Origin of the sequence: Nocardia goodfellowii, from assembly GCF_017875645.1 — a bacterium.
GTDB lineage: Bacteria > Actinomycetota > Actinomycetes > Mycobacteriales > Mycobacteriaceae > Nocardia > Nocardia goodfellowii.
The window spans coordinates 5,505,298-5,531,619 of sequence record NZ_JAGGMR010000001.1 but is presented as its reverse complement, the minus strand read 5'-3'; the positions used below and the strand labels follow the sequence as shown (position 1 = coordinate 5,531,619).

The following is a 26,322-nucleotide window of genomic DNA, read 5'->3' as shown; positions in this document are numbered from 1 at the left end:
ATGAATACACCGTCGGACGCGGAGCTGGGCCGGGCCATCGCCGAGTTCTCCCAGCTCCGCGGCCGGTTGTTCGGCATCGCCTACCGAATGCTCGGCAGCGTTGCCGACGCCGAGGACATCCTGCAGGACGTATGGGTGAAGTGGCAGTCCTATGACGAGCGGGATGCGGTGCGGGATTCGACGGCATTCCTGGTCACCATGACCACTCGGCTGTCGATCAATGCCACCCAGACCGCCCGGGTGCGCCGGGAAACCTATGTGGGTCCTTGGCTGCCCGAACCGGTAGACACCAGCGCCGATCCTTCGCTGGGCGCGGAGCGGGCCGCGGTATTGGAGACCGCGGTGCTCGTCGTCCTGGAGAAGCTGACGCCGACCGAACGGGCGGCATTCGTCCTGCGCGAGGCGTTCGACTACCCGTACGACGAGATCGCCGAAATTCTGCACATGAAGCAGCCCGCCGCCCGAAAGCTGGTGAGCCGCGCCCGGCAGAGCATCGAATCCGACCGGCACACCCCGGTGGACACGACCGATCAGCGTCGTTTGCTCTCCGCATTTCTCGTGGCCGCCCGCGCCGGTGATTTCGATGCCCTCGAGACGCTGTTCGCCGACGATGTCGCCAGCTACTCCGACGGCGGCGGCAAGGTGCGAAACGCCTCGCGCATCCCGGTATTCGGACGTCTCCGGGTGGCCAAGTACGTGACCGCCTTCGCCTCGCACTTCTGGACCGGCGTCACCCTCGACTGGGTCGACGCCAATGGTCGCCCCTCGGTGCTGATTCGCCGCGACGGAGCACCGATCGCCTGGCTCACCGTCGGCGTGGCCGGCGACGAGCGTATCGACCGCATCTTCTGGGTGTTCAACCCCGCCAAGCTGACCCGGATCACGCAGGTCGTCGCGGCTCGAGGAGATTCCACCGCCGAATGAGATCGTCGGGGTAACAGTATGTTGGGATGATGACTGTCGATACCCGCGGCGCGCGCCCGACGGCCGCCGTCGTCACAACCGATCAGGACGCTGCTCTGGCCGCGATCACGAAAGTGTTCGAACGTCTCGAATCCGCTCTCGCGGCAAAGGATGCTGTCGCGTTCGACAGTGTCTTCACCGATGACGTGGTTTTCATCAACCCGGCGGGCTCGATCTTTCTGAACTGGGACGAACTGCACTCCTACCACCTGGCCGCGATGCGAAACGGCCCGGACGCCGAGGCGCACTACCAGATTCTGGCAGCCCGGCTGCTGGCAGGTGGACATGCGATCGTCAATGTCGAACAGACGCTGCGGACGCCGGATTTCTCGCTGACCAACCGCGGAACATGGGTTTTCGTGGAGCGAGACGACAGCTGGTGGGTCTGCTCGGTGCACAATACGAACGTGGCGGGCAGTGCCGGAGGGCCTGCGGCTGACACTGTCAGTGACTGATCCCTTGCTTCGCTGACGCCGCCACCTTGCCGTCACCATCACGACGTCGGCATTCGCCGGTACGGGAATCACTCGGCGTGCACGCACGGGTCAGGAGGATCAGTACGTCGGCCAGTTACCTGGTGTCATGAGTTCGAGGAGGTGTCCATCCGGATCGCGGAAGTAGATGCTACGTCCGCCACGTACCCAGTTGGTCCGGCCCTCGATCGGGATGTCGTGCGCTCGCAGGTGAGTTTCCCACTCGGTCAGTTGGTCCTCGGAGACAGCGAAGCATACGTGGAGCCGACCGCTGCCATCGTGCGGCGGGATCTCACCGTTCGGCAGTCCCGGTCCGGACAACACCTTGGGTGCGAGCGATCCGCCACGGCGAAACAGCAGCAGCACGTTGTCGCCCCCGATATCGAACGCGCACAAAGGATCCGCGTCCAGAATCGGATTCAGTTGCAACACATCGGTATAGAACTCACGGGCCCGATCGAGATTGTCGACATACAACGCAGACTCGATGATCCGGTCAAGTTTCGGCACAGTTGGTTTCCTCCTCGAATGTGGTGTCGAAGCCATCGTGCGACCTCGAGTCCACTCGAGGTCCAGTGTCGCGTGCCTCACACCCGCCGTCCGCGCCGGCTGACCACCTCCGCAGCCCATCGCTGCCGTACCTGTTCGCCCCCGCGTCGGCGTCCGCCAAGAAGTGCTGTTCGGCTCCTACATTCGGACCGTCCTGCTGGCCCTCGCCGCCGTGATCGCGGGGACCACAATTTTGGTGCCGTGCACCGCGATTTTCGACCGTCGGCGGCAGCGCGAGTTCCTCGGGTAGGCGTCGACGTCTCTTTGCTGCTGCCGCGATGTCCGCAGGCACTTCGCGGTATCCAGAACGTGATGTGTTGTGGCCGTGCGGGGTTGGCAGAATTAGTGGTGTGACGGCAGGGGATGCGCAACGCGCGAGCGAGGGTGCCGACGTTTCACCGCGGCCAGACCCGGATGAACACGAATCAGGGGCGACATCAACGGCTTCCCAAGGGCAGTCGACCGAGGAAGCCGCGGCTTCGCCTGTGCCGGAGGGGAACCGGTCACCGGAATCGGCGCCGCACACGGCCCGTCCCCAGCAGACGGCCGCGCCATCCGGCGCCAAGTGGATGAAGGCCGCCACGGTAGCGAGTGCTACGGGGACGGTGATGGCGGCGTTCGCCGCGATTGGCGCGCTCTATTTCTCCAACAGCACGTTGAGCGCATCCAATGACCAACTCGGTTTGACGCGCCAGACCGCACAAACCGAGCTGCTCAAGTCAGCTGCCGAGCAGTTGGATTCAGACAAGGACAGTGTCCGCCTCAGCGGGGTCTACCTGCTCGAACGCCTTGCTCAGGACTCAAAAGCCGATCAACCCACCGTCCGGCGGTTGCTCGAAGCATTCATCCGTACCGAAACTGCGAACAGGCCCTGCGAAACCTCCAGACCAGAAGCGCCGGTGGACACCCAAGCCGCCTTGGACGTCATCGCGAAGTACATCACTCTGCCGCACCCGACACCGCGGGTGAACCTGCAGCGGGCCTGTCTGGCCCAGGCCGACCTGTACAACACCGATCTCACCGGTGTGGACTTCGCCGGAGTGAACCTCACCGGCGCTGTGCTCAACGTCTCGAAGTTCCACAGCGCGAACCTCGAGGGCGCCCTGCTCCAGTCCTCGCATACGGTTGCCACTATCTTTTCGGACGCGAACCTGTCCAGCGCGAACATGGCCGGTGCGAATATGGCCACCGCGAACCTCACCGGCGCTGATCTCGACGATGCGAACCTCCGAGACGCCCGCCTCTCCGAGGCAAACCTGACCGACGCCACCCTTTCGAATGCGAATCTCGAAGGCGCGACCCTGTGGAATGCGAACCTTACCGGCGCATATCTGCGCAGCGCGAACCTGATCGGCGCTGAACTTCTCAGTGCGAATCTGACCCGCGCGGACCTCATCGGCGCGCAGCTCCACGGTGCGAACCTCAACGACGCGCGGCTCGATAATGCGATCCTCGCCGGTGCGGACCTGACCGGTGCGGACCTGTCCGGCGCCGATCTCACTGGCGCGAATCTTGATGGCACCAATCTCACTGGGGTGGTACACGACTCCCAGACCCGGTGGCCTGATGGATTCACCCCACCCTGATGACCGCAACCTCCAGCGGGGTCCGCGAGACCCCGCAGCCGCAATACTCAGCTCATGTCGCTACTGCGCGCAGATTGAACCGGCCAGCGCCCTACGGCCCGACCGCAGACTGGGCTCTGCGAACCGGCCGGTGCCGCCGCCGATGGGGATGAGCTGTCGAAATCGTTTGCTCCAGCGCGTTTCGGCCCGATATCGAACCGGCGGCTCGTCGCATATCTCAGCGGGATCGGCGCGCGGACCGTCACCATCGCCGCCGCGTGGCAACCGATGCCGACCCGGTGGCGTCTGCCGCCGCCCGCAGGCGACGCATCCTTGCGAGTTGAGTCAAAAACTGGCCGGTTCACCACCTTTGAGTGCGTTCGACGATATCTTGGAGGTGATTTGCGACATAGTTAGGAGTCCATCTCCTCGTGAGTACACCGCCAGGACCAATCGGACATGGGAATGACGGTCCAGTTGCCGACGAGCCCAATCCGGTGCCCACGCCAAATCCCCCGGCATCGTCTGCCGTGCTCGAAGCGTTTGCGCTGGAACGATATAAGTACATCCTGCAACAGATCCACGCACTCAACGAGAACGTCTACAAGTTTCTTGCTATCTACCAGACGCTAGCGACAGCCATCGTAAGTTCGGGACTTGTCCTCTTCGTGAGTTATAAGAAGCTGGAACTTGCGCCCGAGACCGCCCGAGCCGCCATCACGGGGCTGATGTGGCTGGAAACCGTGGTCGCCGCCTTCACGATCGTGCTGATCGTTATCGGAGTAGTCTCCTGGATCGACTACCGGAACGAGGAATGCGAACTGACCAATGAAGTGGTGCATGAAGGCTTCCGGAAGCCGCCGAAATTCGGCAACATGATCCGGTGGTACGAGACATACATCATCCTCTTCATCGCCGCGTCTACGGCCTTTATGTGGATCTATGCGCACATACTGATCCTGCCCAAAATGAAATGAGGTGGGTTGATGATCCCAGGACGGGACTGTATCGGAGTGGGTGTGGGTGCCATGGTGTTCGACGCCAGCGGCAAGGTCTTCTTGGCCCGACGTGGCCCGGCGGCCAGCAATGAGGTTGGTAACTGGGAGTTCCCCGGCGGTAAGGTCACCTTCGGCGAGCGCATCGAGGACGCCATCCGCCGGGAGTTCCGCGAGGAGTACGGGATGGAGATCGAACTCCGCAGTCTGATCGGGCTCTTCGACCACATTCTGCTGGCCGAGAACCAACATTGGATAGCCGCCACGTATCTTGCTCATCACCGCGGTGGTACACCTCGTATCCGGGAACCAGAAAAGTGCAGTGAGATCGGATGGTACGAGCTGGCCGCACTGCCCACGCCGCTCTCCCAGATCAGCCAAAGCAATCTCGACAAGTATCTCCGTGCCGAGACTCGAGTCGAGCAAGGACGGCGTGTCGACTCGAGGTGACACGCCATTTTATCCGCGCGCTGCTGTGCTACGCAGATAAGTTGCGCGCGCCCTCCAACACTGAGGTCCGGACTGGTCCCTGCTGGACTCGAGAGTGATTTCTGATGACTGCCCCGCCGTAGCGCCACATCGGGACGAGCCCTTCTCTCTGGCTGGAATTCGGGAGGTCATCATCGGCTGACTACACCACCACGGCTGTTCCGCAACAGCGTTCTCGGCCCTGCGACCAACGCACTGTCTTGCCGCCTATCGCGCGATCCGGGAACGGCTACGGGACTCACTCGGGATCGAGTGCCTAGATGACCTCGCGAGGAGCGCGCCCGTTGTTGGCTGAGTAGTCGCCGGCCTCAGCACAGATGCAACCCTTGGCAGACCTCGTGGGCTGAGTGTCCGATGATCAACAACTCAGCGACCCGATCGCCGTATTGGTCCAAGAATTCAGCGGCCTCGGCACGCATGGACTTTGGAAGATCATCGAGTATCGCCGGCCCGGCCGCCGTCTCGATCGCCTGCTGGTCGCCTTGGTCTTTTTCGGCGATCTTGGTCACCGTGTAGCTACAGGTCGAACACGAGATGGTCATCTCGAGAGCTCCTTGTGCATTGGATGCAGCCGACTATCTCGGAGAACAGGCGCTCGGCACGAGCCCGTCGATCATTGTGTCCCCCGACCCTGTTCTCATGCAGCGAAACTGAAGCCGCACCAGGGTGAGCACGAGCGTCTGCCGAGCGCCAGCGCTGCTCGCTCACACCGCTGAGTGCTCGGTCAGCGGTCGAATTCACTGCGTATCAACTACAAATGCCGGTGCGCACGGGCGAGACGCCGAAACAAAACATGACAGCGGCTGGCCGGGCTCGCCGATCAGGTGATTCCGGGACGGGCAGAGTGCACCGCCTTCGGGCGCACCGCCACAATGAAAGGCCGGGCAGCACCTCGGACCTGCCCGGCAGCACCTGGCGGGCCAGGCCCGCCATCGGCTGCGGCAACCAGCGAACCTTACGCGCGGGACCGAAAGATTCGCCCCTTGCGAAACAATCCAATCTGCTTGCCGGGAGCCACATTCCATCAGTGTCGGTGGGCTGTGACATCCTGACCTGTTCTCGCATCTGCGGGACGCGTCGGCGACGACACACCTTCTTCAAGGAGCACCAGATGACCGAGCCGTTCCTCGCCCCTCAGCCCAGCTACCTGTTGGCCGCGCCGAAGAAGCAGAAGAAATGGGTGTGGCTGGTCGGCGCCCCGGTGCTGGCCCTCGCCGTGGCGACACCCGCATGGAACAGCGCTCAGGCAGCGGCCGACGTCGCTCGGCCGGATATCGCGGCGCCTGTCTCGACACTCGCGGTTGAATTCGTCCCGGCCGAGGGAGACATCACCTCCGGTCAGCGCAACGCCATCCGGTCTGCCCAGCAGTACCTCGACTACTCTGCTTTCTCCCGCAGCGGTCTGATCCACCAGCTCGAGTACGAAGACTTCTCCACCGCAGACGCTACGTTCGCGGTGGACAGCTTGAATGTGGACTGGAACGAGCAGGCGGCAAAGAGCGCCGAGCAGTACCTGGAGTACACCTCGTTCTCTCGGTCCGGACTGATCGATCAGTTGGTGTACGACGGCTTCACACGCGCCCAGGCGGAGTACGGAGTCAACGCCGCCTACTGACATCTCTTTCGGCGGCAGGCGCGCACTCCAGACCCCTCCGGGGTGAAAACTATGGCCAGTGCCGGAGTACCTGATGCCCGTTGGCGGGAAGTGAGCACTGCGGCGCGCGGCCGGTCGCAGTGCTCACGTGGGCGCGGCACGTCAGAGCGGTCGACGCACGACCGCCCAGGACAGACACGAGGGCATCGCCCGCGATGTGTCCAGGCACTCTTGGAGGCCGGAGCCGAGCCCTTCGGCGGGAAGACCCACAAGAGCTTGTGAGATGCGTCCGACGGCAGGCACAGCAGAGATACTCCGCCTACTCGGGCAGTGAACGCTTGATCAACCCCACCCCTGAATGACCGCATCAATCTTCCTGGACGAACACTAGACAGCTGGTGGGGCAGGCCAACTGGTACTTCGCTACACGGAAGGCAGCGCGGTAGACCCCGTTCCGATCGCGCTCATCGATCGCGTCCCCGACAGAGTGCGCCCACACGCCGATACTTATTGGATGGTCGATGTTTTTCAAACGATCACCGCACGGATATTGAAGAACGCTGCGGTCGACCGCGTGCTTGTCGCTGTTGATGGCATCGACGGCAGCGGAAAGACCACGTTCACCAACGAATTGGTGAAGCGGCTTCACACTCGGGCCGTCATCGTGCTGCACGCCGACGATTTCCTGAACCCGTCCGCGATCCGGCACGCGCGGGGCAGGCAGTCACCACAAGGCTTCTGGCTCGATTCCTATAACTACCGCGCTTTGCGCCGTGACGCCCTCGATCCGCTACGGCCCGGCGGTGATGGCTGGTATCGCACCGCTTCCTACGACCCTGCCACCGACACCATCGTCTGTCCGATTGCTGGTCTCGCACCGCGCAACGCTGTGGTCATTGTCGAGGGTATGTTCCTACATCGAGACGAACTCGCCGACCTCTGGGATATGTCTATTTTTCTGGACGTGCCGTTCGAGGTGACCGCGCGGCGGATGGCCGGACGCGATGGCACTCACCCGGACCCCAAGCATCAGACGATGCGGCGCTACGTCGACGGTCAGCGTCTGTACTTCGCGCGGTCGCAGCCATGGACCCGAGCTGACATCGTCATCGACAACACTCGATTCGACCAGCCGCGCATCATCGACCCGCAACATGCCCACTCCGCACACTGACTCGACCACTGTCTACTTGATCGCCCATGGCGTCGACGGGGCGCACGGCGCACATCCTGTGTTGGCACGACCCGTGCAATCTGGGTGCCTCAGTGTGTGACTGCGAAAAGTAAACGGGCACAGATCATCTTAGTATCGGCAAGGCACCAGAAATGCCGATGAGCGTCACCTGATCCGCTCAATCGGCCGAGCTGATCAGAGGCCGGGCGGACGCACCGACAACCGAATCGGCCACGACCAGCTGACGCGACAGGAGGCGTCGCCGCACGCCGGTATCGTGATTGCAACAATGTTCGTCGCGGCGAGCTGCTGGGTGTCAGCGGGGCCGAATGGATTCATGAGCGTGCTGTCGGGCGGCCGCCGGGGCGGTCAACGGAGTGAACGGACTGTGTCGTGAGCGAATACGACGTCTTCCTCGCCGATTGTCCGGCGCGGACCACGCTGGCTCTTGTGGCCGACACGTGGTCTGTCGTGGTGATTTTCGGACTCGGTTCGGGACCGCAGCGCTACAGCGAGTTGCGTGATCGCATCGGGGGTATCAGCAACAAGATGCTGACGCAGACCCTGCGCAGGCTGGAGGCGTCCCGGCTGGTCGAGCGTCGCACTTTGGCCACCGCCCCACCCGGGACGGAATACAGCCTCACCCCGCTCGGCAAGAGCCTGCTCGAACCGGTGTCGTTACTCGCGCGCTGGGCGGAGGAACATGCCGAGGAACTGGCATCCGAGCCGTAAGCCTGATCTGCCGTGGGGCACCGGCTGGTGCCCCACGGCTTCCTACCTTCGACGGCATGAGAATCTCGATCTTCGGAGCCGGCAATATGGCCGAGGCTCTGGGCACGAAATGGGCCGCACACGGGCACGACCTGATGATTACCGGTCGCTCTCCCGAGAAGGCCGCTGCCTTGGCGGAACGTCTGAACGCACAAGTAGGCAGCTTCGCCGAGGCGGCGCACCACGCCGAGGCTGCTCTGATCGCGGTGCTGTATCAAGGTATGGACTACACCCTCGACCGGATCGGCGACGGCCTGGACGATAAGCCCATCCTCGACTGCAACAACCCGGTCGAAATCAAGGACTTCACTCTCACGACCCCACCGGGCACGTCGATGGCGCAGCACATCGCGAAAAGGACCGGCGGGCACGTGGTCAAGGCTTTCAACCTCTGCCACGCCGATGTATGGCGCATGCCGACAATGACTTTCGACGGCCGCCCGCTCAGCGTGCCCTTCTGTGGCGACAATCCGACAGCGCTGGGGGTCGCTACCAGGCTCATCGCGGACGTCGGTGGCGTTCCACTGCCGACCGGCGATCTGCGGCATGCGCAGTACCTGGAAGCCACCGCCGCGATCATCATCGCCCAGTTGTTCGGCGGCCGTCCGACACGCACTGTGTTCAATCTGGTCAACGATCAGATACCGGCGAATTCGCTGCCCCAGTAGGTCGTCGCATACGAACCGGGACGTCGGCGAGGCAACGAAAGCGGCCACGCCGACCTCTCGTCATGAGGCGCTGAGCCGACCAACCTGCCGGACCCTGAAGAACAAAGGCATCCAGCATTTTCGAACATCCAGCCCTGGCGTAGGCCCGGCCGACATGAACGGCCCGTGTGTCCCTACTCGTGCATGAGGTCGCTGCGTCGGTCGCTTGCATGAGCACGCGGGCGGGCCGGTGTGGGGTGGCGGTGCCAGCAGATGGTGGTCGGTGAGTGCCGGGCATACCGACTCAACTCCAGCTAAGTGAGCTGTGTCACATGAATGAAACACTTTCGGCTCATGCGGTGTCTTGTGCCTGAACCGTTCCTCGAACAAGGAATCCAGCATGAGCAACAAGTACGAGATCGTTGTTATCGGTGGCGGATACGCCGGCGTTATGGCGGCCAACCGCCTGACGCAGCGTGCGGACGTGACGGTGACTTTGATCAATCCCCGCCCGGCCTTCGTCCCGCGCCTGCGCTTACATCAGCTCGTCAGCGAAACCCATGATGCGGTCGTCGATTATCAGAACATCCTGGCCGAGAGTGTCCGGCTGGTGGTCGACAGTGTCACACGGATTGATGCGGCCGAGCGCAGAGTGATACTGGCCGAGGGCGGCACGGTCGGCTACGACTACCTGATTTACGCGGTCGGCAGCGGCAGTTCCGCGCCGCGGGTACCTGGCGCGGCCGAATTCGCTTACCCCGTCGCGACTTTGGAGGCGGCGCAACGGCTCCGGTCAGTGCTCCTCGATACGCCCAAGACCGCGGCGGTGACGGTGATCGGGGGTGGACCGACCGGGATCGAGACCGCGGCCGAGCTGGCCGATCAGGGACGGCCGGTCACCTTGGTGTGCGGCGGTGCACTGGTTCCGTACCTGCACCCCAAGGCGCGGCGCACAGCGCGCAAATACCTCGCCGAACTCGGAGTGACCGTCATAGAAGGCTCCGACTCGGCTGTTACCGCGGTGACAGCCGAGGCTGTGGAGCTCGGTGACGGCAGGACTATGGCGAGTGCGGTCACAGTCTGGACGGCGGGCTTCGGTGTGCCCGACCTGGCCAGCCGGAGCGGGCTGAGCACCGATGCCGCCGGGCGGCTACTCACCGACGAGACACTGACCAGCGTCGACGACGAGCGGATCGTCGCGGCGGGCGACTCGTCGGCACCGTCGGACTTGCCGTTCCGGATGAGCGCCTACGTCGCCTACTGCTTGGGAGCGCACGCTGCCGACACCCTGCTGCACCGGATCGCGGGTGAGCAGCCCGCGCCGGTCGACCTGTCGTTCCCCGCCATGTGCCTCAGCTTGGGCCGGGATGCCGGGATCTACCAGCTCGGCCACAAGGATGAGACCGCCATGCGCCTGTACTTCAGCGGATTCGCGGGCAAGAAGCTCAAGGAATTCGCCTGCGAAGCGGGCATCAAGCACTTGGCGACCGAGGCGCGTAAACCCGGCTCACACCATTGGTTCAAGGACGGCAAGCACCGGCCTGCCCTACTGCGGGCCCGGCGCGACAACGCGGCCGCATCGGTTGCGTAGGACACCGATAATGCCAACGTCGCGCAGGGCGACGATGATTCGACCAGCCCTGCGCGGCGGCGCCCCCGCGGACGCCGCCGCGCAAAAACTTGCATGGAATACCTGGCGACGACTGGAGAGGACACCATGAACGCCACGCCCGGTGGGCGGCGGACAGCGGATCGGAACGGCGGCGACCACGCCACGGTCGCGGCGACGGAAACGTTTCTCGCGCACCGCAACCTGCTCTTCACGGTCGCCTACGAAATGCTCGGATCCGCGGCCGACGCCGAAGATGTTCTCCAGGAATCCTGGCTGCGATGGGTCGGCGTCGATGTGGGGCAGGTGCTCGACCAACGCGCCTACCTGGTTCGGATCACGACCCGGCAAGCGCTGAACCGGCTGCGTACTATGCAGCGCCACAAGGAGTCCTACGTCGGCCCCTGGCTGCCCGAGCCGATCCGCACCGCGCCGGATGTGGCCGAGGATGTCGAACTCGCCGAGAGTGTGTCGATGGCACTGATGCTCGTCCTCGAGACGCTCTCGCCGACCGAGCGCGCCGTGTTCGTGCTGCGCGAGGTCTTCGATATCGGCTACGACGAGATCGCGACCGCCGTCGACAAAACGCCCGCGGCCACCCGCCTGATCGCCCACCGGGCCCGCCGCCATGTAGAAGCCCGTCGTCCGCGCATGGTGGTCTCCCGAAGCCAGGCCGGGGCGGTGCTGGAGTCGTTCCAGCGTGCGCTCGAAACCGGGGACCCGCAGGTTCTGCTCGCTGTACTGGCACCGCAGGTCGTCCTGATGGCCGACGGCGGAGGAGTAAAGCGAGCCGCCCTGCAGCCGATCGTCGGCGCCGAGCGGGTGGCCCGCTACCTCATCCACGGTGCCAGGAAGGCCGGTGTGGTCGTCGCCACGCGCCCCATCGTCGTCAACGGCGGCCTCGCTCTCGTTGTCCGTATGAACGGAGAGATGAACGGCGTCATGGTCTTTCGCCTCGAGGATGCCGGTATCACCGGCCTCTACTACGTGCGAAACCCGGCGAAACTAACCCACGTCGACTCTGAGACTCCGCTCGCTCTGCGATGATTCGAGAGTGTGAGGCCAGCACCAAGCCGATGAGCCCGACGCCGAGCCCGGCAATGGTCAAGGGCCGCAATGGTTGATCGATTACCAGCCAGGCCAGCAGTGCGGTTACCGCGGGGGTCGCGAAGAACAACCGGCCGACGCGGGTGGCGTCCCAGCGTCGCAACATCGCGTTCAGCAGCAGGAACGCGCCCATCGAGGTGACCAGCACCATCCAGGTCATCGAGGCGGCGAAACGCGGCAGGTCCCAGATCTGGAATTGCCCGGTCGAGATGACCAGCACCGCGGCGATCGGTGCGCTGGCCACCGTGTGTACGGCGGTCGACGCCCGCGAATCCACCTGGGGCACATACCGTTTCTGATAGACGGTGCCGATGCTCAAGCCGAGCAGGCCGATGACGCACAGTAGGAGCCCGGTCGCGGAGAAGCTTGCCTGGCCGGCGACCGCGAGGGCGACGCCGAGACCGCCGATGCCGAATCCGGCCCACTGGCGGGCGGTGACCGTTTCGCCGAGGAATCCGGCGAAGAGCGCGATCACCACCGGATTCAAGCCCTGTACCAGCGCGATGATGGCGGCCGAGACATCCTGGCTCATCGCGGTGTAGAACGCGCCGTACTGCACGATCTGCATGAGCAGGCCAGCGATCACCACGTGCCGCAGTTCGTTTCCGCGCGGCCACCGCGCGCCCACCGCGTAGGCGTACAGCAGCAACAGTGCGCCGGCGATGGCGTAGCGCGCGAGTAGCACCAGCATCGGCGGGGCCGCGCCCACGCCGACGATCCCCGCGATGAAGGCACTGCTCCACATCAGGACGAACAACGGCTGCATCGCAATAGTGAAGTGTGCCTTCATCTCTCCTCCGCACTAACCGCCCAAGGTGGTTACTAACGTGCCAGCCAGGGTAATAACCTGTCAAGGTGGTTATTATGGAGACATGTTCTCCTTCGTCAGCGGGAATCTCGCCCTGGACTTCGCGGGCACCGTGCAGCACAGGTCTACGACACCCGTCGAACTGCTCGGCACACCAGCCGATCTCGCCGAGTGGGTGGTCGACGCGGGCTTGCTCGACGCGGCCTCCGGCTGTGACGAGGCTGTTCTGGAGCGCGCGGTGCGGTTACGCGAAGCCGTCTACCGGCTGGCGGCGGCCGCTACCCGTGCCGAACCTCTCGGCACCGCCGACCTCCGGATCGTGAACGACTGCGCCGACGGTGAACTCCCCACCGTTGCATTGCGATCCGATTCGACTGTGGCGCGCACGGGGAGTCCCACCACCGCGTTGAGCGCGATCGCGCGTGCCGCCGTCGAACTCCTGGGCGGACCTGACAGATCCCGAATCAAGCAGTGCGGGCGGCCTCCGTGCACCCGTCTATACGTGGACACCTCGCGCAGCGGTACCCGGCGCTGGTGCGATATGACGCTGTGCGGCAACCGCGCCAAGAGCGCGGCCTTCCGCGCCAAACACGGCGCGCACTGACATGGTTCGCGGCAAACCGAACCGCAGCCCAACGAACCGGGCGAGTTAGGTAGTGGGGCAACGACGCTGAGCCTGCGCGCTCAGGCTCCGCCGCCCGGCCGTGTTGTCACCCGCGCACCTCGACCGTATTGTGCACGTCCACTTCTAACGAGTGTCAAACGATGTGTGGCCCATCCGGTTACGGTTTCTCCATGGTGTGGCTATGAGCAATTCGAATGATGTTCATCACGAGGTGGCCGGGAGTGCGCCGTTCCAGTTGGCGGTGCGGGTGGGCTTGGTGGCCTATGGCGTAGTTCACCTGCTGGTGGCCTGGGTCTGCGTTCAGGTCGCGCTCGGTGACCTCGACGGCAACGGGGTGGGGAAAGCGGACAAGACCGGTGCGCTGCAGAACCTTGCGGAGAACTCCGGGGGCGAGCTCGTGCTCTGGCTCATCGCTGTCGGGCTCGGGTTCGCCGCGCTGTGGCAGTTGCTCGAGGCCATCACCGGTGCGCGAAACAGCCGGAAGGAGAAGCTGCTCCGCGCAATGAATTTCGGTGAGGCGATCCTGTTCGGCTACCTCGCCTACAGCGCGGCCAAGCTCGCGAACGGGTCACCGGCCTCATCGACCGACCAGGCGCAGCTCGGTCTGATCGGCAGTCTGCTCGGCCAGGACTGGGGCAAGCCGGTGGTGATCGTCATCGGGCTCGCCATCGTCGTCGCTGGGCTGTTCGTCGCCCGCCACGGCTGGTCGAGGCGGTTCCGTGAGGAGCAGGACTTCCGCACGGCGAGCCGGTCGATGGAACGGGTTGTGGTCCGGCTCGGGCAGGTCGGGTACGCGGCGCTCGGTGCGGTGTACGCCGGCGCCGGGGCGCTCGTCGTTGTGGCCGCCGTGCAGAGTCAGCCGCAGAAGGCCACCGGGCTGGACGTGGCGCTGCGAACCTTGGCGACACAGTCGTACGGCACCGTGCTGCTGCTCGTCGTCGCGGTCGGCCTGGCCGCCTTCGCGATCTTCACCTTTCTCGACGCCCGGTTTCGCAAGGTCCACTAGCCTCCCGGCACCGTGATTCGGGGCGTCGGTTTCCGAGCTCTGCCGCCACCCGCGTTCGAGATGTCGGCGTCTGCCGCCGTAATGACAAGTTGCCGGGCGGATATTCTCTCGGGCCGAGAAGGGCACGTCGAATGCTGAGATATCTATCCTGTTGTGTCGAATAGCATTTCATGGCTCGGGCCGAAGGTATTGGGCCGCCGTAAACGCGGTGACCTGGGGTGGAGCGTCTGGGGTGGCGAGTCGAGTGCATGACATTGCGGGTGAATCGGGTCCGTTCGAACTCCCCGTTGTGCTCAACGGCATTTTATGTCCTCTGTGGCGGGCGAATAGCGTCGAATTCATGGAATGGAATTATTCTTCGGCGGAAGAACTTTCAGCTGCGTTGCGTGCCGGTGCGGTGACTTCGGTGGAACTCACCGACGAGGCGATCGCCCGGATCGAGCGGGACGACCCGGTGATCAACGCAATCTGTGTGCCGGACTTCGATCGTGCGCGGCTGGCCGCGCGCCGTGCTGACGCCGCGCGCGCCCGTGGGGAGGACCGGCCGTTGCTCGGTATTCCGGTGACGGTCAAGGAGTCCTACAACATGGCCGGGCTGCCGACTACCTGGGGTATGCCGCAATACGCGAACTATGTGCCGGCCGAAGATGCGGTGCAGGTGTCGCGGTTGAAGGCGGCGGGCGCGGTGCTGCTCGGTAAGACGAATGTGCCGATGACGTTGCGAGATATCCAGAGTTTCAACGAGATCTACGGCACCACCAACAACCCGTGGGATCTGGCTCGCACGTCGGGTGGGTCCTCCGGCGGATCGGCGGCGGCGTTGGCGTGCGGATTCGGCGCACTGTCCATCGGCTCCGACCTTGCCGGATCACTGCGCACGCCGGCGCATTTCTGCGGGATCTACGCGCACAAGCCGACTGTCGGGCTGGTGGCGACTCGCGGCATGGTCGCGCCGCCGGCCCAGGCGCTGCCGGTCGACCTCGACCTCGCTGTCGTCGGTCCGATGGCGCGGACCGCCCGCGACCTCACGCTGCTGCTCGACGTGATGGCCGGACCGGATCCGCTGACCCACGGCATCGCCTACGACGTGGCACTGCCGCCCCCGCGTCACGAGCGGCTGTCGGACTTTCGGATACTGATCGTCGAGGACCATCCGCTGATACCGACCGGCGCGGCGGTGCGGGCGGGCGTGAATCGGGTGGCGGAGGCGCTCGTCGACGCGGGCGCACGAGTGGAACGGCACAGCCCGCTGCTGCCCGATGCGACCGAAGCGGCGACGCTCTACCTGCTGCTCATGATGTCGAATGCCGCTGCCGGTATTCCCGTCGACGAGTACGAACAGCTACGGATCCACGCCGCCGAGTTGAGCGCGGACGACGGGAGTCTCGATGCGGTGCGGCTGCGCGGCATGGTGCTCAGCCACCGCGGCTGGGTCGAGGCGAACAACCGTCGCGAATTGCACCGGCAGGGCTGGCGGCGGTTGTTCGCCGAGTTCGATGCCGTGGTGTGCCCCGTCACGCCTACTCCCGCCTTCCCGCACGGCCAGGACGGCGATCTGGAGAACCGGCACATCGACATCGACGGTGTCGCCTACCCGTATTTCGACCAACTCGTGTGGGCCGGTGTGGCCACGATGCCCGGCCTGCCTGCCACCGCCATACCTGCGGGCCGGTCACCCGAGGGGCTGCCGGTGGGAGTACAACTCATCGGTCCGATGTTCGAGGACCGCACACCACTGCGGTTGGCCGAACTGCTGGAGCAGGAGATCGGTGGCTTCCTGCCACCGCAGTAACCGCGGAAATCGCCCCTGGCGACCTGAGAATCCTTGCAGGAGAACGCGTCCGCACACTGAGTGCGCCGCAGATGCCCGTCTCTAGGCGAATCGGCTGGTGAGCTCGGCCGAAATCTCGTAGTGGCGCACGAGGAATGAGCGTTCGTCGAGCTTCTTGCGCCGGAGCCAGCCGGTCACCTCGGCGTTGCATTTGCTGGCGTTGCACGACGCGCACGCGGGGACGACGTTGCCGAGGGAGTAGCGGCCGCCACGTGAGATGGCCTGCACACAGTCTTTCTGCAGCGCCGGGGCGGGGGAGCGGCAGTAGGCACATCCGCCCCAGGAGGTCTTCAGGGCGTTCCACTGCGCGTCGGTGAGGTCGTGAGTGACGCGCGCCATCCGCTTCTTGCGCTTGCGCGCGGCGCGCACCTGTTTGCTACCGCCAGTCGGCACGGTGGTGAGAGTACGCGACGCGCGGGTCGGCAAGTCGGAGGCTGGGCGGCCGATTTCTGCCCCGGGGCAGGCTCTTTCGGGGCCGCAAATTCGGTTGCGGGCCGGTGGTGTCGTTTTCTAGGCTGACCGCCATGTCATGTCACGTTGCCCCCTACTTTATTCGTCTGCGCAGCGCTCGGGCTCTGGCCCGCTAGCGGACGCGGAGTAACCACTTCGGCGTCCGCGAGCGCGCCCAGGGCCCTTCGAGAATCATTCGACTCGAAGACCCGAAGGGGCAGGCGCTGTGGCGCAAGATTTCGCATACCGGAACTACTCCCATACTCAAGGGAAGATCAAGAACAGCGGCGGTGGCCGCCTGTCACGAGATAGCAACGGGCACAAGCTTTCCCGGAACTTTCTGGTGAATCCAGAGGTTGTGGCGAGGATGATCGCGGTCGCCGATCCCAGCGGATCGGTGGTGGAACCCTGGGCAGGGGAAGGCGTGCTCACGCTGGCACTGGCACGGCGTGGGGCGCGGGTCACCGACTACGAGCAGGATCCGCTGCCAGCCGCGAAGTTGGCGGCACGCACGCGTGCCGAGAACCGAATACACGTGGTGCGCAGCGATTTCGGCAAAGCCAAAGTGCCGCGTGAGCCGTTCGCGGTGATCGGGAACATTCCCCTCGCGGCGACGACACGGATTGTCGACTGGTGCCTGGCGGCACCGACGCTCACCTCGGCAACTCTGCTGATCCAACAGGAACACAAGCGCTGGAGCTTGGAAACTGCCGTCACCTGGCCATGGTTCGACTGGCAGCTGCACGGGCAAGCGGATCGCGACAGTTTCCGGCCCGCGGCCGCGGTCGACGCCACGATCCTGCATCTCCGTCGCAGAGCGGAACCGATGGTGCGGGAACGCGACTCCTACACCGAACTGGTGCGCCTGGGCTTCACCGGAGCGGACGGCCCGGTACACGCCGCACTGCGCGCACGTCATCCAGGCGTGGACCAGGCGCTGGCCGTCGCGGGCGTCGAGAACGGCGCCGCGGCCGGTGACGTGCATCCGGACCAATGGGTGCGGCTGCACGATCAGTTGGTCGCGTAATTCGAACAGACGCCGCCCTCGTGAGGGGGCGGCGTCTTTGACCATCTGCGGGCCACTCCGAGGTCAGAGGCGATAGGGATACACGGCAACACTGTCTGCTTCGACAGTGACCTCTATCCAGCTGCCGTCGTTGTCAGAAGGAATCGGCGATGCCAGATCGAACAGAATTGATGACCCACCCATCTGGAGAATGGCGGCACCGTCCTCGGTCAGACGCAGTTGCCCGCGGATGATCAGCCGGTCGCCTTCCTGCCAGAATCCCGGCTGGGAAGTTGCGGCCGGTCGCGTGTTGCGGCCCCAGAAAAGATCTTCGTCGACGGTCCACTCGACGACATGTTCACCGACGGATTCCTGCGGATCGCCGCGCCAGAGCGCCTCCACGGTTCCCACGGAGGTGTGTACCCGAACTTTCAACGGCCGCTGCGCGATCTTCTCGGTGCGTACCAGCATTCGCATATGGTCCACCATGCACGTTCGCGGTTCGTGCTGCGGAGGGCGTGGCCACGTTGGCGCCCGGCTACGCCGGATGATGTCGTCGGCGAGCCGCGTGCCGCCTGTGGCCGGCAGCGCAATCGAGGAGGAAGATCGAATCCGCCACTGCGGAACCGGTTCACCAAACCCTGCTGAAGGAGATTCGATGACCGGCGACAAGACCTCGGCCGATGCTGCGAAGCGGGCCGCCGCGCCGGGCGATCAGCCACTGGCGATCGAGGTGCGCGGCGCGCGGGGACACAATCTGAAGAACATCGATGTGACAGTGCCGCTGCGCACGCTGGTCGCGGTGGCGGGAGTGTCGGGGTCGGGCAAGTCGTCGCTGGCGATGGGGGTGCTGTACGCGGAGGGGTCGCGGCGCTATATCGAGGCCTTGTCGACCTATACGCGCCGGCGCATGGCGCAGGCGCCGCGCGCGGCGGTCGACAGCGTCGAGCACGTGCCCGCGGCCTTGGCATTGCGCCAGCGGCCCGGTGTGCCCGGGGTGCGCAGCACCTTCGGCACTTCGACCGAGCTGCTCAACGTGTTGCGGTTGATGTATTCGCGGCTCGGATCGCACTGCTGCCCCAACGGCCACCGCCTCGACCCGACCATCGACGTGGCACTCGATCGCGACCTGACCTGCCCGGTGTGCGGGGCGGTGTTCTCTCCGCCGGGCGCGGAATCGCTCGCCTTCAACTCCGATGGTGCGTGCCCGCGCTGCGCGGGCACCGGGGTGGTGCGCGAGGTGAACGAGGATGCGCTGGTGCCCGACCCGTCACGCAGCATCGACGAAGGCGCGGTCGCGCCCTGGTCGATGTTCGGGCTGACCGTGATGCCCCAGGTCGTCGCCGAAATGGGCGTGCGCACCGACGTGCCTTACAAAAAGCTGCGCGCCGCCGAACGCGAGATCGTGCTGCACGGGCCGCCCGAGAAGCGGCATATCAAGGTGCCCACGAAGAACGGCAAGCTGTTCGAGATGGACTTCACCTATCGCAACGCGGTGCGGTCGGTGCAGGAGGCACTGAACAAGGCCACCAGTGAACGCGGTCTGACCCGGGTCGACAAGTTCATCAGCGCTCAGGTGTGCCCGGACTGCCACGGCACCCGGCTCAGCGACAAAGCCCGCCGATCACAGGTCGACGGTATCGATCTCGCCCAGGCCAGCCAGAAGTCCCTCGATGAACTCGTCGCCTGGGCGCCCACTCTCGAGCAGACCCTGCCGCCCGAAATGCGGCAAATGGCACGCAATCTGGTCGACAAGCTGCTCGAGATGGCGCGTCGGCTGCTCGACCTCGGGCTGGGATACCTCAGCCTGGACCGGGCCGGGTCCACCCTGTCGACCGGCGAACGCCAGCGTGTGCAACTCGCCCGCGCGGTGCGCAACCAGACCACCGGGGTGCTCTACGTCCTGGACGAACCGTCGATCGGCCTGCACCCGTCCAATGTCGACGGCCTGCTCGGCGTCATGCGGGATCTGTTGCGCGACGGCAATTCGGTGGTCTGCGTCGACCACGACGTCCAGGTTTTGCGTGAGGCGGACTGGCTCATCGAGATGGGTCCCGGTTCCGGCGTCGAAGGTGGCCGCGTGCTGGCCACCGGTAGTCCCGCCGACCTCGGCGAAAACCGGTCATCGCTGTTCGGCGGATTCCTCACCGGCCGCGAACCTGTCGTCGTCCGGGACCGTGCGAGTGCCAAAGAGATGTTCGATCGCGGGCGCATCCACCTCTCGACCCGCCCGCTGCACACCGTGCACGCTCTGCGAGCGGACATCCCGCAGGGCCGGGTGACCGCGGTGACCGGCGTCTCCGGTTCGGGTAAGACCACTCTGATCCTGGACAGCCTCGTCCCCGGACTCACGGCCCACACTGCGGGCCACCCATTGCCTGATCACGTTGTCGCCGTGGATGCTGCGGGAATCAGCCGCGTCGACATGGTCGACGCCACCCCCATCGGCATCAACGTCCGCTCCACCGTCGCCACCTACAGCGGCGTGCTCGACGATCTGCGCCGCGCCTACGCCGCCACCCCCGCCGCCGTCGATCGCGGGCTGAAGGCCGCGGACTTCTCCTACAACACCGGCTCGCTCCGGTGCCCCCGCTGCGAGGGCACCGGCCAGGTTTCTCTCGACGTGCAGTTTCTGCCCGACGTCGACATCGACTGCCCCGAATGCGGCGGCACCCGCTACGCGCCCGCCGCCGGCGAGGTCGAACGCCCGACGGGCGCTGCGGACAACGGAATCTCGTTGCCGGATCTGCTCACTCGCACTGTCGCCGAGGCCATCGATCTCACCGCCGATATTCGCCGCGTCCGCACCCGATTGCAAACACTCATCGATCTCGGCCTGGGATACCTCACCCTCGGCGAAGCCACTCCCGCACTCTCCGGCGGCGAAGCGCAACGACTCAAGCTCGCCACCGAACTCGGCCGGGACCAGACCGACACCCTGTTCATTTTCGACGAACCCAGCGTCGGCCTGCACCCCCTCGATATCCGCACGCTGCTGGCGGTCATCGAGCGCCTGAATACCAACGGCGCCACCGTCATCGTCATCGAACACGACCTCGACATGATCGCCAACGCCGACTACATCATCGACCTGGGACCCGGGGGCGGCACCGCGGGCGGGCGCATCGTCGCCACCGGAATTCCGGACGACATCACGGGCGATCCGCAGAGCATCACCGGCCGCTACCTCAACGACCACCTGGGTTTCCATCGGGATAACCGTGCCGCGGCACGCGCGACTCGATCGGCGTCGACTGGTCGAAAGACCGGCGGCCGGTAGCCGGTTGCGGGTGAGGACGCACGAGCGGCACTCCGGATAATCCGCGCGCGCACAGCATCGTCGTCGTGGTGATCGCCTGATCTTTGGCGATCGGACGGCCGGAGTCCAGCCATTGCCGTGCGGTGAACCGGCAGATTCCCACCAGGCCGGCGGCGAGCATGCGGGCTCGGAACAGATCGGCGTCGAGATTTCGGGCCAGCAGCCCGGCGACCGCGAGGATGCAATCATCGATCGCGTGGTCGACGCGCAGGCGCACGGCTGGTTCGCTCGGCACCTCGGTTTCGAAGACGAGGCGGAACCCCTGCGGGTCACTGTCGATGAAATCGAAGTAGACCTCGACGGCGGCTCGGGCGCGGTCGGTCTCGGCGCTCAGGGCGACTCGGACCCCGTCGACCAATCGGTCCAGGCGCACTTGGAGCACCGCCAGGTAGAGGTCGAGTTTGCTCGAAAAGTGTTTGTACACGGTCGGTTTGCTGGTGTCGGCCCGGTCGGCGATCTCGTGCATCTGAGCCGCGTGATACCCGCAACGCCCGAAGACGTCGCCGGCTGCCGCCAAAATCTGCTGGCGCTGCGCCGCTCGCGCACCGCGATCGGCGAGGTCGCGCGCCCGAGGGACCGCAGCACGCTCGCTCCACATCGCCTGTGTCATGCCGTCCTCGCTCATTACTCGACGCACCGAACTCTCGTTACGGTTCGGGAACAGCGTGTCGACATTGTTGGCGACATGTCAACGAGATGTGAGAAATCTGTCGAGCGGGAAACATCGCTGGCCAGAAGGCCGCTAGGTCATCTTCCGGGGGCGGTGAGTCGCCGGACCGCGAGCACGGTGGCCGCTCGCCGCTCGTCCGCGTCGGCGCCGTCATTGTGCAGCGCGTGCACGGCGGCAGTGCGTGCCAGATCGGTCAGCAGGGTCAGCAAAGTGAAGGGATGGAAGAGGTCGGTGACGAGTCCGTCCTCCTGGCCGCGCCGGATCTCGGCGATCTTGGGTGCTACGGCTTCGCGAATGGCCGCGTCGGCGGCGGGGATGCGGGTGTCCTCGATTTCCGCCCAGGCCTGGAGCCGGGCGTTGTCGGGGTTGTGCAGATAGTGGTCGAACAACCTTCCGGCGTAGGCCGGCAGATCCTTGGCGTCGAGCGCGGTTTCGGAGGTGGTGGTGTCGGCCCACTGAGCGGTCACGGCCGCGTACAGCTCGTCTTTGCCGGCGAAGTACGCGTAGAGGCGTTCTTTGCTGGCGTTGGCCTCGGCGGCGATTCGATTGATCCGCGCGCCGGCGATTCCGTAGCGGGCGAACTCGGCTTTGGCGGCGGCGAGGATTCGCTCTCTGGTGGCGTGTCCGGCGGAGCGCATCCCGGCATCCTAGCTTGCCGAACCGTTTGGTTCGGGTATAGATTCCCGAACCAAACGGTTTGGGAATGGAGCAGCGATGAGTGAGACGAGCCAGAACTGGCGCGAGTTGGCGGCGCTGCCGGGCGGCGTCGCGGTGACCGACCTGGACGCCCTGTGGCATAGCTCGGAACCGGTGCGCGCCGAGGACATCTTGGGCGAATGGAAGGGATCGGCCTTCCAGACCGGCCACCCGCTGTGCCGGGCGCTGGCACGCAGCCGCTGGTACGGCAAAACCTTTGTCTCACTGGCGGAAGCCAAGCCGCTGATCTGCCGGGCCGAGGACGGCACGCTGTTCTCCGATACCGCGCTCGGCGGCGGTGGTGAAGCCTCTCTGTGGAATATCGAGTTCCGCGGCGAGGTCACCGCGACCATGGTCTATGACGCCCGGCCGGTGTTCGATCACTTCAAGAAGCTCGACGACGTGACGCTGATGGGCATCATGAACGGCCGCCCCGACCTGGTGCTCGCCGACGGTCAGCACTTCTACTTCCTGCTCGAGCGAGCCTGAGTTGCCCGACACCCACGCCGCCATCTCCCGGGACCCACGGCGCGACTTCACGATCGAACCGGTCTTCGTCGACGAACCCCGCGGGCGGGAGGTGCTCGTCCGCATCGTGGCCTCGGGCATCTGCCACACCGACCTGATTTCCCGCGCGATCGGCGCGCCGGAGCGCCCGATCCTGCTCGGCCACGAGGGCGCGGGCGTGGTGACGGCGGTCGGTGCCGAGGTCGCGGATATCCGCCCCGGCGACCATGTGGTGCTGACCTACCGTCATTGCGGCGCCTGCCGGAACTGCCGGCTCGACCGCCCGGCCTACTGCGCCGAATCGACGCGACTGAACCAGTTCGGCGCGCGGCCGGACGGCAGTCCACGAGTCACGATCGGCGACACCGTGGTCCGGGACGGATTCTTCGGCCAGTCCAGTTTCGCGGGCTACGCGCTGGCCGCCGCGGACAACGCCGTCGTCGTCCCGGCGACGACGGATCTGGCGATCGCCGCCCCGCTGGGCTGCGGATTCCAGACCGGGGCGGGTGCGGTACTCGAGGTGCTGCGTCCGGAACCGGACGCGGTGCTGGTGATCTACGGGGCCGGAGCGGTGGGCATGGCGGGGTTGCTCGCCGCGCGCACCCGCGGCGCCACGGTGATTGTGGTCGAAACCTCGGCGCACCGAAGGGCTCTCGCGCTCGAACTCGGTGCCGCGCATGCCCTGGATCCGGCGGACGCCGACCCGGTGGCGGCGGTCCGGGACCGCACCGGAGCCGGAGCCACCCACGCTCTCGACACCACCGGACGCCCGGAGGTTCTCGCCGCCGCGGTGGCGAGCCTTGCGATCGGTGGCACGGTCACCGCGGTCGGTCTGGGAACCGGCGTCCCGCCGATCGACGTGCGCGATATCGTGCTGTCGGGCAAGACGATTCGCGGTTGTCTCGAGGGCGACGCGGTTCCGCGCCGCTTCATTCCCGAACTGCTGGGGTTGTATGCGGCCGGACAGTTGCCGCTGGATCGCCTGGTCCGGGTCTACCCTTACACCGAAATCAATGCGGCCCTCGCCGATCAGCGAGCGGGGCACGTCGTCAAACCTGTTCTGAGTTGGTAGCACGCGAAGCGCCGCGGCTGTGGCCTGCCGCGCCACAACCCCGACAGACAACGCCGGGTAGTCGATCCGGCGCTATCGCCGTGCCGCCGCCTCGACGACCGGTTCCGTCAATTCGCCGGGCACTACGTCGAGTTCTCCACGCGGCGTGTCGTTTTCGGCCTCTGGCTCGGTGACCTCGACCGGCGCACCGCGCCGCGCCAGCCGACGCAGCGGACCCGGCGCCCACCAGTAGGCCTCGCCGAGAACTCGCATCGTCGCGGGCACCAGCAGCATCCGCAAAACGGTGGCATCGATGACCAGTGCCGTCACCATGCCGATCGCGATGTACTGCATCATCACCAGTTCCGACAACGCGAAGGCGCCGCACACCACGGTCAAGATCAGGGCCGCGGCGGTGATGATCCATCCGGTGCGCGCGATGCCGGCGCGCACCGCCTCGGTGTTCGTCGCACCGTTCACCCGCGCCTCGTGGATGCGGGCGAGCAGGAAGACCTGATAGTCGGTGGACAGCCCGTAGATGACCGAAATGATCAGGACCAGAACCAGTGCCATGATCGGTTGCGGTGTGAAGCCCAGGAGTTCGGCGCCGTGCCCTTGGACGAAGATCCAGGTGAGAACGCCCAGGGTGGAGCCGAGCCCGAGCAGGTTCAGCAGCCCGGCCTGCAACGGCAGCACCAGCGACCCGAAGGCCAGCACCATCAGCACTGTGGTGAGCAGGAATGCCAGCGCGACCACCCAGGGCATCCGGTGCAGCAGCGCGTCCACACTGTCCTGCTCCACGGCCGACTGACCGCCGACCAGCACGATCGTGCCGCTCGGGGTCGGCATGGCGCGCAGATAGTCGATCGTCTCTTCGGCGTCGTGCGCGTTCTGCAGCACGGTCGAGGTGGTGAAGACGCCCAATTGTGCGGGTGCGTGCAGCGGGGAAGGGAAAGGTGCTTTCAGCCCGGGTGCCCGGTTCGCCGTCTCCAGCACGACATCCATGTCGGCATCGGCGCGAGTGATCACCACGAGTTCGACCGGGTTGATCTGGCGCAGCGGGAAAAGCTCGTCGAAATGCTGCTGTGCCGTGCGCGTCGGGTGCTCCGGTGGCAGGAAGCGTTCGGAGATGCCACCGAAGGCCACATCGCGCACCGGTGCGATGAGCACCACCAGGATCGCCACCACCGGCACCGCGACCAGGATCGGCTTGCGCATGACCGCCCCGGCGATCCGGCCCCAGGGATTGTTCCGCTGTTCGGTGCCGGCGCGGCGGGAGTGGAACCGATTGAAGCCCAGCCGGTCCACTCGCCGGCCGAGTACGACCAGGACGGCGGGCAGCACGGTGACCGATACGGCCGCCGCCAGCGCGACCGTCACCATCGCGCCCAAGGCGAACGAGCGCAGGAACCCGTGTGGCAGCAACAGGATCGCGCCCGCTGCGGCCACCACGATGGTCGCGGAGAACACCACCGTGCGCCCCGCGGTCGCCACCGCACGCCCTACCGCGTCGGGCACCTCGTGGCCCGCGGCCAGCTCTTCCCGGAACCGGCTCACGATGAACAGCCCGTAGTCGATGGCCAAGCCGAGGCCGATCATCGAAACTACCGGGGAAACAAAGGAATTCACTTCCATGAAGGTGGTCAGCAAGCGAACGATGCCCCACGCGCCGAGTACCGTCAGCCCGCCGACGGCCAACGGTAGCGCCGCGGCGACCACCCCGCCGAACAGGAAGAACAGCAGCACCGCGACCGCGGGGATCGCGACCAGCTCCATGCGGCGCTGGTCGTGTGCCATCGTGTCGTTGAGCGCGAGGGCGACCGGTTGTCCACCCGCGACCTCCATGTCGAGGCCCGGCAGCGGAAGTTCGGCCGCGATCTTCCGATAGTTGTTCAGCACGGTCGTGTCGTCGTCGCCGCGCAGTGCGATCGAGGCGAACGCGTGCTCGCGCTGCTCGGTGCCGAAGATCTCGGGCACCGCCAGCCCGGTCTCGGTGGCCCAGTAGGCGCCGTTGATCTTGGCGATCTGGTCCGGGAACTGGCGCGGCAGACTGTCGAGGTGGCCGACGACAGCGGCCGCGAACCGCGGGTCGTCGACGGTGCTGCCGGCGGGCGCGTGGAACAGCAGCAGTACATCGGCGACGTGGTCGTAACCGAACGCGTGGCGCTCGAGCCGGAGCGCCCGCGCCGATTCCGAGCCGGGGTCGTCCCACCCGCTGACGCTGAGGTGATCGTGCAGTCCCAGGCCGTAACCGCCGAGCGTCAGCAGGCCGCCGACCACGACCACGATGACGGTGAACCGCCGCCGGACGATCAGTTCTATCCAGCGGGTGAACTCGCCCGGCATCGTAGCCTCCCAACCGTGAAATTCTGGCCCGGCACGGAGCGCCGGTCACTGAAACATAGGCAACCGCAACG

Annotated in this window: 26 protein-coding genes; 18 read left to right on the top strand and 8 right to left on the bottom strand. The window is 65.6% G+C overall.

Features of this window, described 5'->3' with window-relative positions; translation table 11 throughout:
* Both BJ987_RS25485 and BJ987_RS25480 read left to right on the top strand, forming a co-directional pair.
* On the top strand, positions 1-924 hold the full coding sequence (locus BJ987_RS25485; RefSeq protein WP_209894911.1) for an RNA polymerase sigma-70 factor: 924 nt from the start codon (positions 1-3) through the stop codon (positions 922-924).
* 29 nt (positions 925-953) lie between these two features.
* Positions 954-1,418 (top strand): YybH family protein, encoded by a 465-nt coding sequence (locus tag BJ987_RS25480; protein ID WP_209894909.1) that lies wholly within the window; start codon positions 954-956, stop codon positions 1,416-1,418.
* A gap of 99 nt (positions 1,419-1,517) precedes the next feature.
* Here BJ987_RS25480 and BJ987_RS25475 read toward each other — a convergent pair whose 3' ends face one another.
* Entirely contained in the window at positions 1,518-1,946 is a 429-nt protein-coding gene (locus tag BJ987_RS25475; RefSeq protein ID WP_209894907.1) for a VOC family protein, read from the bottom strand.
* A gap of 389 nt (positions 1,947-2,335) precedes the next feature.
* On the opposite strand from BJ987_RS25475, the gene BJ987_RS25470 reads away from it, so the two are divergent.
* The 3 genes from BJ987_RS25470 to BJ987_RS25460 all read left to right on the top strand — a co-directional run bounded on the left by BJ987_RS25470 (position 2,336) and on the right by BJ987_RS25460 (position 4,995).
* A complete protein-coding gene (locus tag BJ987_RS25470) occupies positions 2,336-3,571 on the top strand; it encodes a pentapeptide repeat-containing protein (protein ID WP_209894905.1) in 1,236 nt (411 codons plus the stop codon).
* 410 nt (positions 3,572-3,981) lie between these two features.
* On the top strand, positions 3,982-4,527 hold the full coding sequence (locus BJ987_RS25465) for a hypothetical protein (protein WP_209894903.1): 546 nt from the start codon (positions 3,982-3,984) through the stop codon (positions 4,525-4,527).
* 9 nt (positions 4,528-4,536) lie between these two features.
* A complete protein-coding gene (locus BJ987_RS25460; RefSeq protein ID WP_281070393.1) occupies positions 4,537-4,995 on the top strand; it encodes an NUDIX domain-containing protein in 459 nt (152 codons plus the stop codon).
* A gap of 347 nt (positions 4,996-5,342) precedes the next feature.
* Here BJ987_RS25460 and BJ987_RS38080 read toward each other — a convergent pair whose 3' ends face one another.
* Positions 5,343-5,543, bottom strand: coding sequence for a saposin domain-containing protein (locus tag BJ987_RS38080; protein WP_209894899.1), 201 nt, complete (start codon positions 5,541-5,543; stop codon positions 5,343-5,345).
* Positions 5,544-6,145: 602 nt separating this feature from the next.
* Here BJ987_RS38080 and BJ987_RS25450 point away from each other — a divergent pair.
* The 6 genes from BJ987_RS25450 to BJ987_RS25425 all read left to right on the top strand — a co-directional run bounded on the left by BJ987_RS25450 (position 6,146) and on the right by BJ987_RS25425 (position 11,876).
* Positions 6,146-6,649, top strand: coding sequence for an Ltp family lipoprotein (locus BJ987_RS25450; protein WP_209894898.1), 504 nt, complete (start codon positions 6,146-6,148; stop codon positions 6,647-6,649).
* Between the two features lie 493 nt (positions 6,650-7,142).
* Positions 7,143-7,802, top strand: a complete 660-nt coding sequence (locus BJ987_RS25445; protein ID WP_209894896.1) for an AAA family ATPase — start codon at positions 7,143-7,145, stop codon at positions 7,800-7,802.
* 393 nt (positions 7,803-8,195) lie between these two features.
* Positions 8,196-8,534 carry a winged helix-turn-helix transcriptional regulator gene (locus BJ987_RS25440; protein ID WP_209894894.1) on the top strand — a complete coding sequence of 113 codons (339 nt, stop codon included), beginning with the start codon at positions 8,196-8,198 and terminating at the stop codon, positions 8,532-8,534.
* Positions 8,435-9,241, top strand: coding sequence for an NADPH-dependent F420 reductase (locus BJ987_RS25435; RefSeq protein ID WP_307869911.1), 807 nt, complete (start codon positions 8,435-8,437; stop codon positions 9,239-9,241). The genes BJ987_RS25440 and BJ987_RS25435 overlap by 100 nt, the downstream gene beginning before the upstream one ends.
* Before the next feature lie 379 nt (positions 9,242-9,620).
* Positions 9,621-10,811, top strand: coding sequence for an NAD(P)/FAD-dependent oxidoreductase (locus BJ987_RS25430; protein WP_209894891.1), 1,191 nt, complete (start codon positions 9,621-9,623; stop codon positions 10,809-10,811).
* 126 nt (positions 10,812-10,937) lie between these two features.
* Complete coding sequence (locus BJ987_RS25425; protein WP_209894889.1) at positions 10,938-11,876, top strand: RNA polymerase sigma-70 factor; 939 nt, start codon at positions 10,938-10,940, stop codon at positions 11,874-11,876.
* Here the strand turns inward: BJ987_RS25425 and BJ987_RS25420 are convergent.
* Positions 11,800-12,726, bottom strand: coding sequence for a DMT family transporter (locus BJ987_RS25420; protein ID WP_245366120.1), 927 nt, complete (start codon positions 12,724-12,726; stop codon positions 11,800-11,802). The genes BJ987_RS25425 and BJ987_RS25420 overlap by 77 nt on opposite strands.
* Before the next feature lie 82 nt (positions 12,727-12,808).
* Here BJ987_RS25420 and BJ987_RS25415 point away from each other — a divergent pair, with 82 nt between their 5' ends.
* The 3 genes from BJ987_RS25415 (at position 12,809) to BJ987_RS25405 (ending at position 16,167) form a co-directional block, all read left to right on the top strand.
* Positions 12,809-13,348 carry a CGNR zinc finger domain-containing protein gene (locus BJ987_RS25415; protein ID WP_209894887.1) on the top strand — a complete coding sequence of 180 codons (540 nt, stop codon included), beginning with the start codon at positions 12,809-12,811 and terminating at the stop codon, positions 13,346-13,348.
* 202 nt (positions 13,349-13,550) lie between these two features.
* Positions 13,551-14,375, top strand: a complete 825-nt coding sequence (locus BJ987_RS25410) for a DUF1206 domain-containing protein (protein ID WP_209894886.1) — start codon at positions 13,551-13,553, stop codon at positions 14,373-14,375.
* A 340-nt stretch (positions 14,376-14,715) separates the two neighbouring features.
* Positions 14,716-16,167 (top strand): amidase, encoded by a 1,452-nt coding sequence (locus tag BJ987_RS25405; protein WP_209894884.1) that lies wholly within the window; start codon positions 14,716-14,718, stop codon positions 16,165-16,167.
* Positions 16,168-16,248: 81 nt separating this feature from the next.
* On the opposite strand, the gene BJ987_RS25400 is transcribed toward BJ987_RS25405, so the two are convergent.
* Positions 16,249-16,599: an HNH endonuclease gene (locus BJ987_RS25400; RefSeq protein ID WP_307869754.1), complete on the bottom strand. Its 351-nt coding sequence runs from the start codon at positions 16,597-16,599 to the stop codon at positions 16,249-16,251.
* A 283-nt stretch (positions 16,600-16,882) separates the two neighbouring features.
* Between BJ987_RS25400 and BJ987_RS25395 the strand changes: the two genes are divergently transcribed.
* Complete coding sequence (locus BJ987_RS25395) at positions 16,883-17,683, top strand: ribosomal RNA small subunit methyltransferase A (RefSeq protein ID WP_209894882.1); 801 nt, start codon at positions 16,883-16,885, stop codon at positions 17,681-17,683.
* A 63-nt stretch (positions 17,684-17,746) separates the two neighbouring features.
* On the opposite strand, the gene BJ987_RS25390 is transcribed toward BJ987_RS25395, so the two are convergent.
* The gene (locus BJ987_RS25390) at positions 17,747-18,133 is read right to left on the bottom strand and encodes a hypothetical protein (RefSeq protein ID WP_209894880.1); all 387 of its coding nucleotides are present in this window, start codon (positions 18,131-18,133) and stop codon (positions 17,747-17,749) included.
* Between the two features lie 187 nt (positions 18,134-18,320).
* Here BJ987_RS25390 and BJ987_RS25385 point away from each other — a divergent pair, with 187 nt between their 5' ends.
* Positions 18,321-20,942: an excinuclease ABC subunit UvrA gene (locus tag BJ987_RS25385; RefSeq protein WP_209894878.1), complete on the top strand. Its 2,622-nt coding sequence runs from the start codon at positions 18,321-18,323 to the stop codon at positions 20,940-20,942.
* Here BJ987_RS25385 and BJ987_RS25380 read toward each other — a convergent pair.
* The gene (locus BJ987_RS25380) at positions 20,851-21,618 is read right to left on the bottom strand and encodes a TetR/AcrR family transcriptional regulator (protein ID WP_307869753.1); all 768 of its coding nucleotides are present in this window, start codon (positions 21,616-21,618) and stop codon (positions 20,851-20,853) included. The genes BJ987_RS25385 and BJ987_RS25380 overlap by 92 nt on opposite strands.
* A 110-nt stretch (positions 21,619-21,728) precedes the next feature.
* A complete protein-coding gene (locus BJ987_RS25375) occupies positions 21,729-22,289 on the bottom strand; it encodes a TetR/AcrR family transcriptional regulator (RefSeq protein ID WP_209894876.1) in 561 nt (186 codons plus the stop codon).
* Between the two features lie 76 nt (positions 22,290-22,365).
* On the opposite strand from BJ987_RS25375, the gene BJ987_RS25370 reads away from it, so the two are divergent.
* Positions 22,366-22,836 carry a DUF4334 domain-containing protein gene (locus BJ987_RS25370; protein ID WP_209894874.1) on the top strand — a complete coding sequence of 157 codons (471 nt, stop codon included), beginning with the start codon at positions 22,366-22,368 and terminating at the stop codon, positions 22,834-22,836.
* Position 22,837: 1 nt separating this feature from the next.
* Positions 22,838-23,926: an NAD(P)-dependent alcohol dehydrogenase gene (locus tag BJ987_RS25365; protein ID WP_209894872.1), complete on the top strand. Its 1,089-nt coding sequence runs from the start codon at positions 22,838-22,840 to the stop codon at positions 23,924-23,926.
* A 72-nt stretch (positions 23,927-23,998) separates the two neighbouring features.
* Here the strand turns inward: BJ987_RS25365 and BJ987_RS25360 are convergent, their stop codons facing one another.
* Positions 23,999-26,251, bottom strand: coding sequence for an MMPL family transporter (locus BJ987_RS25360; protein ID WP_209894870.1), 2,253 nt, complete (start codon positions 26,249-26,251; stop codon positions 23,999-24,001).
* Between the last annotated feature and the right edge of the window lie 71 nt (positions 26,252-26,322).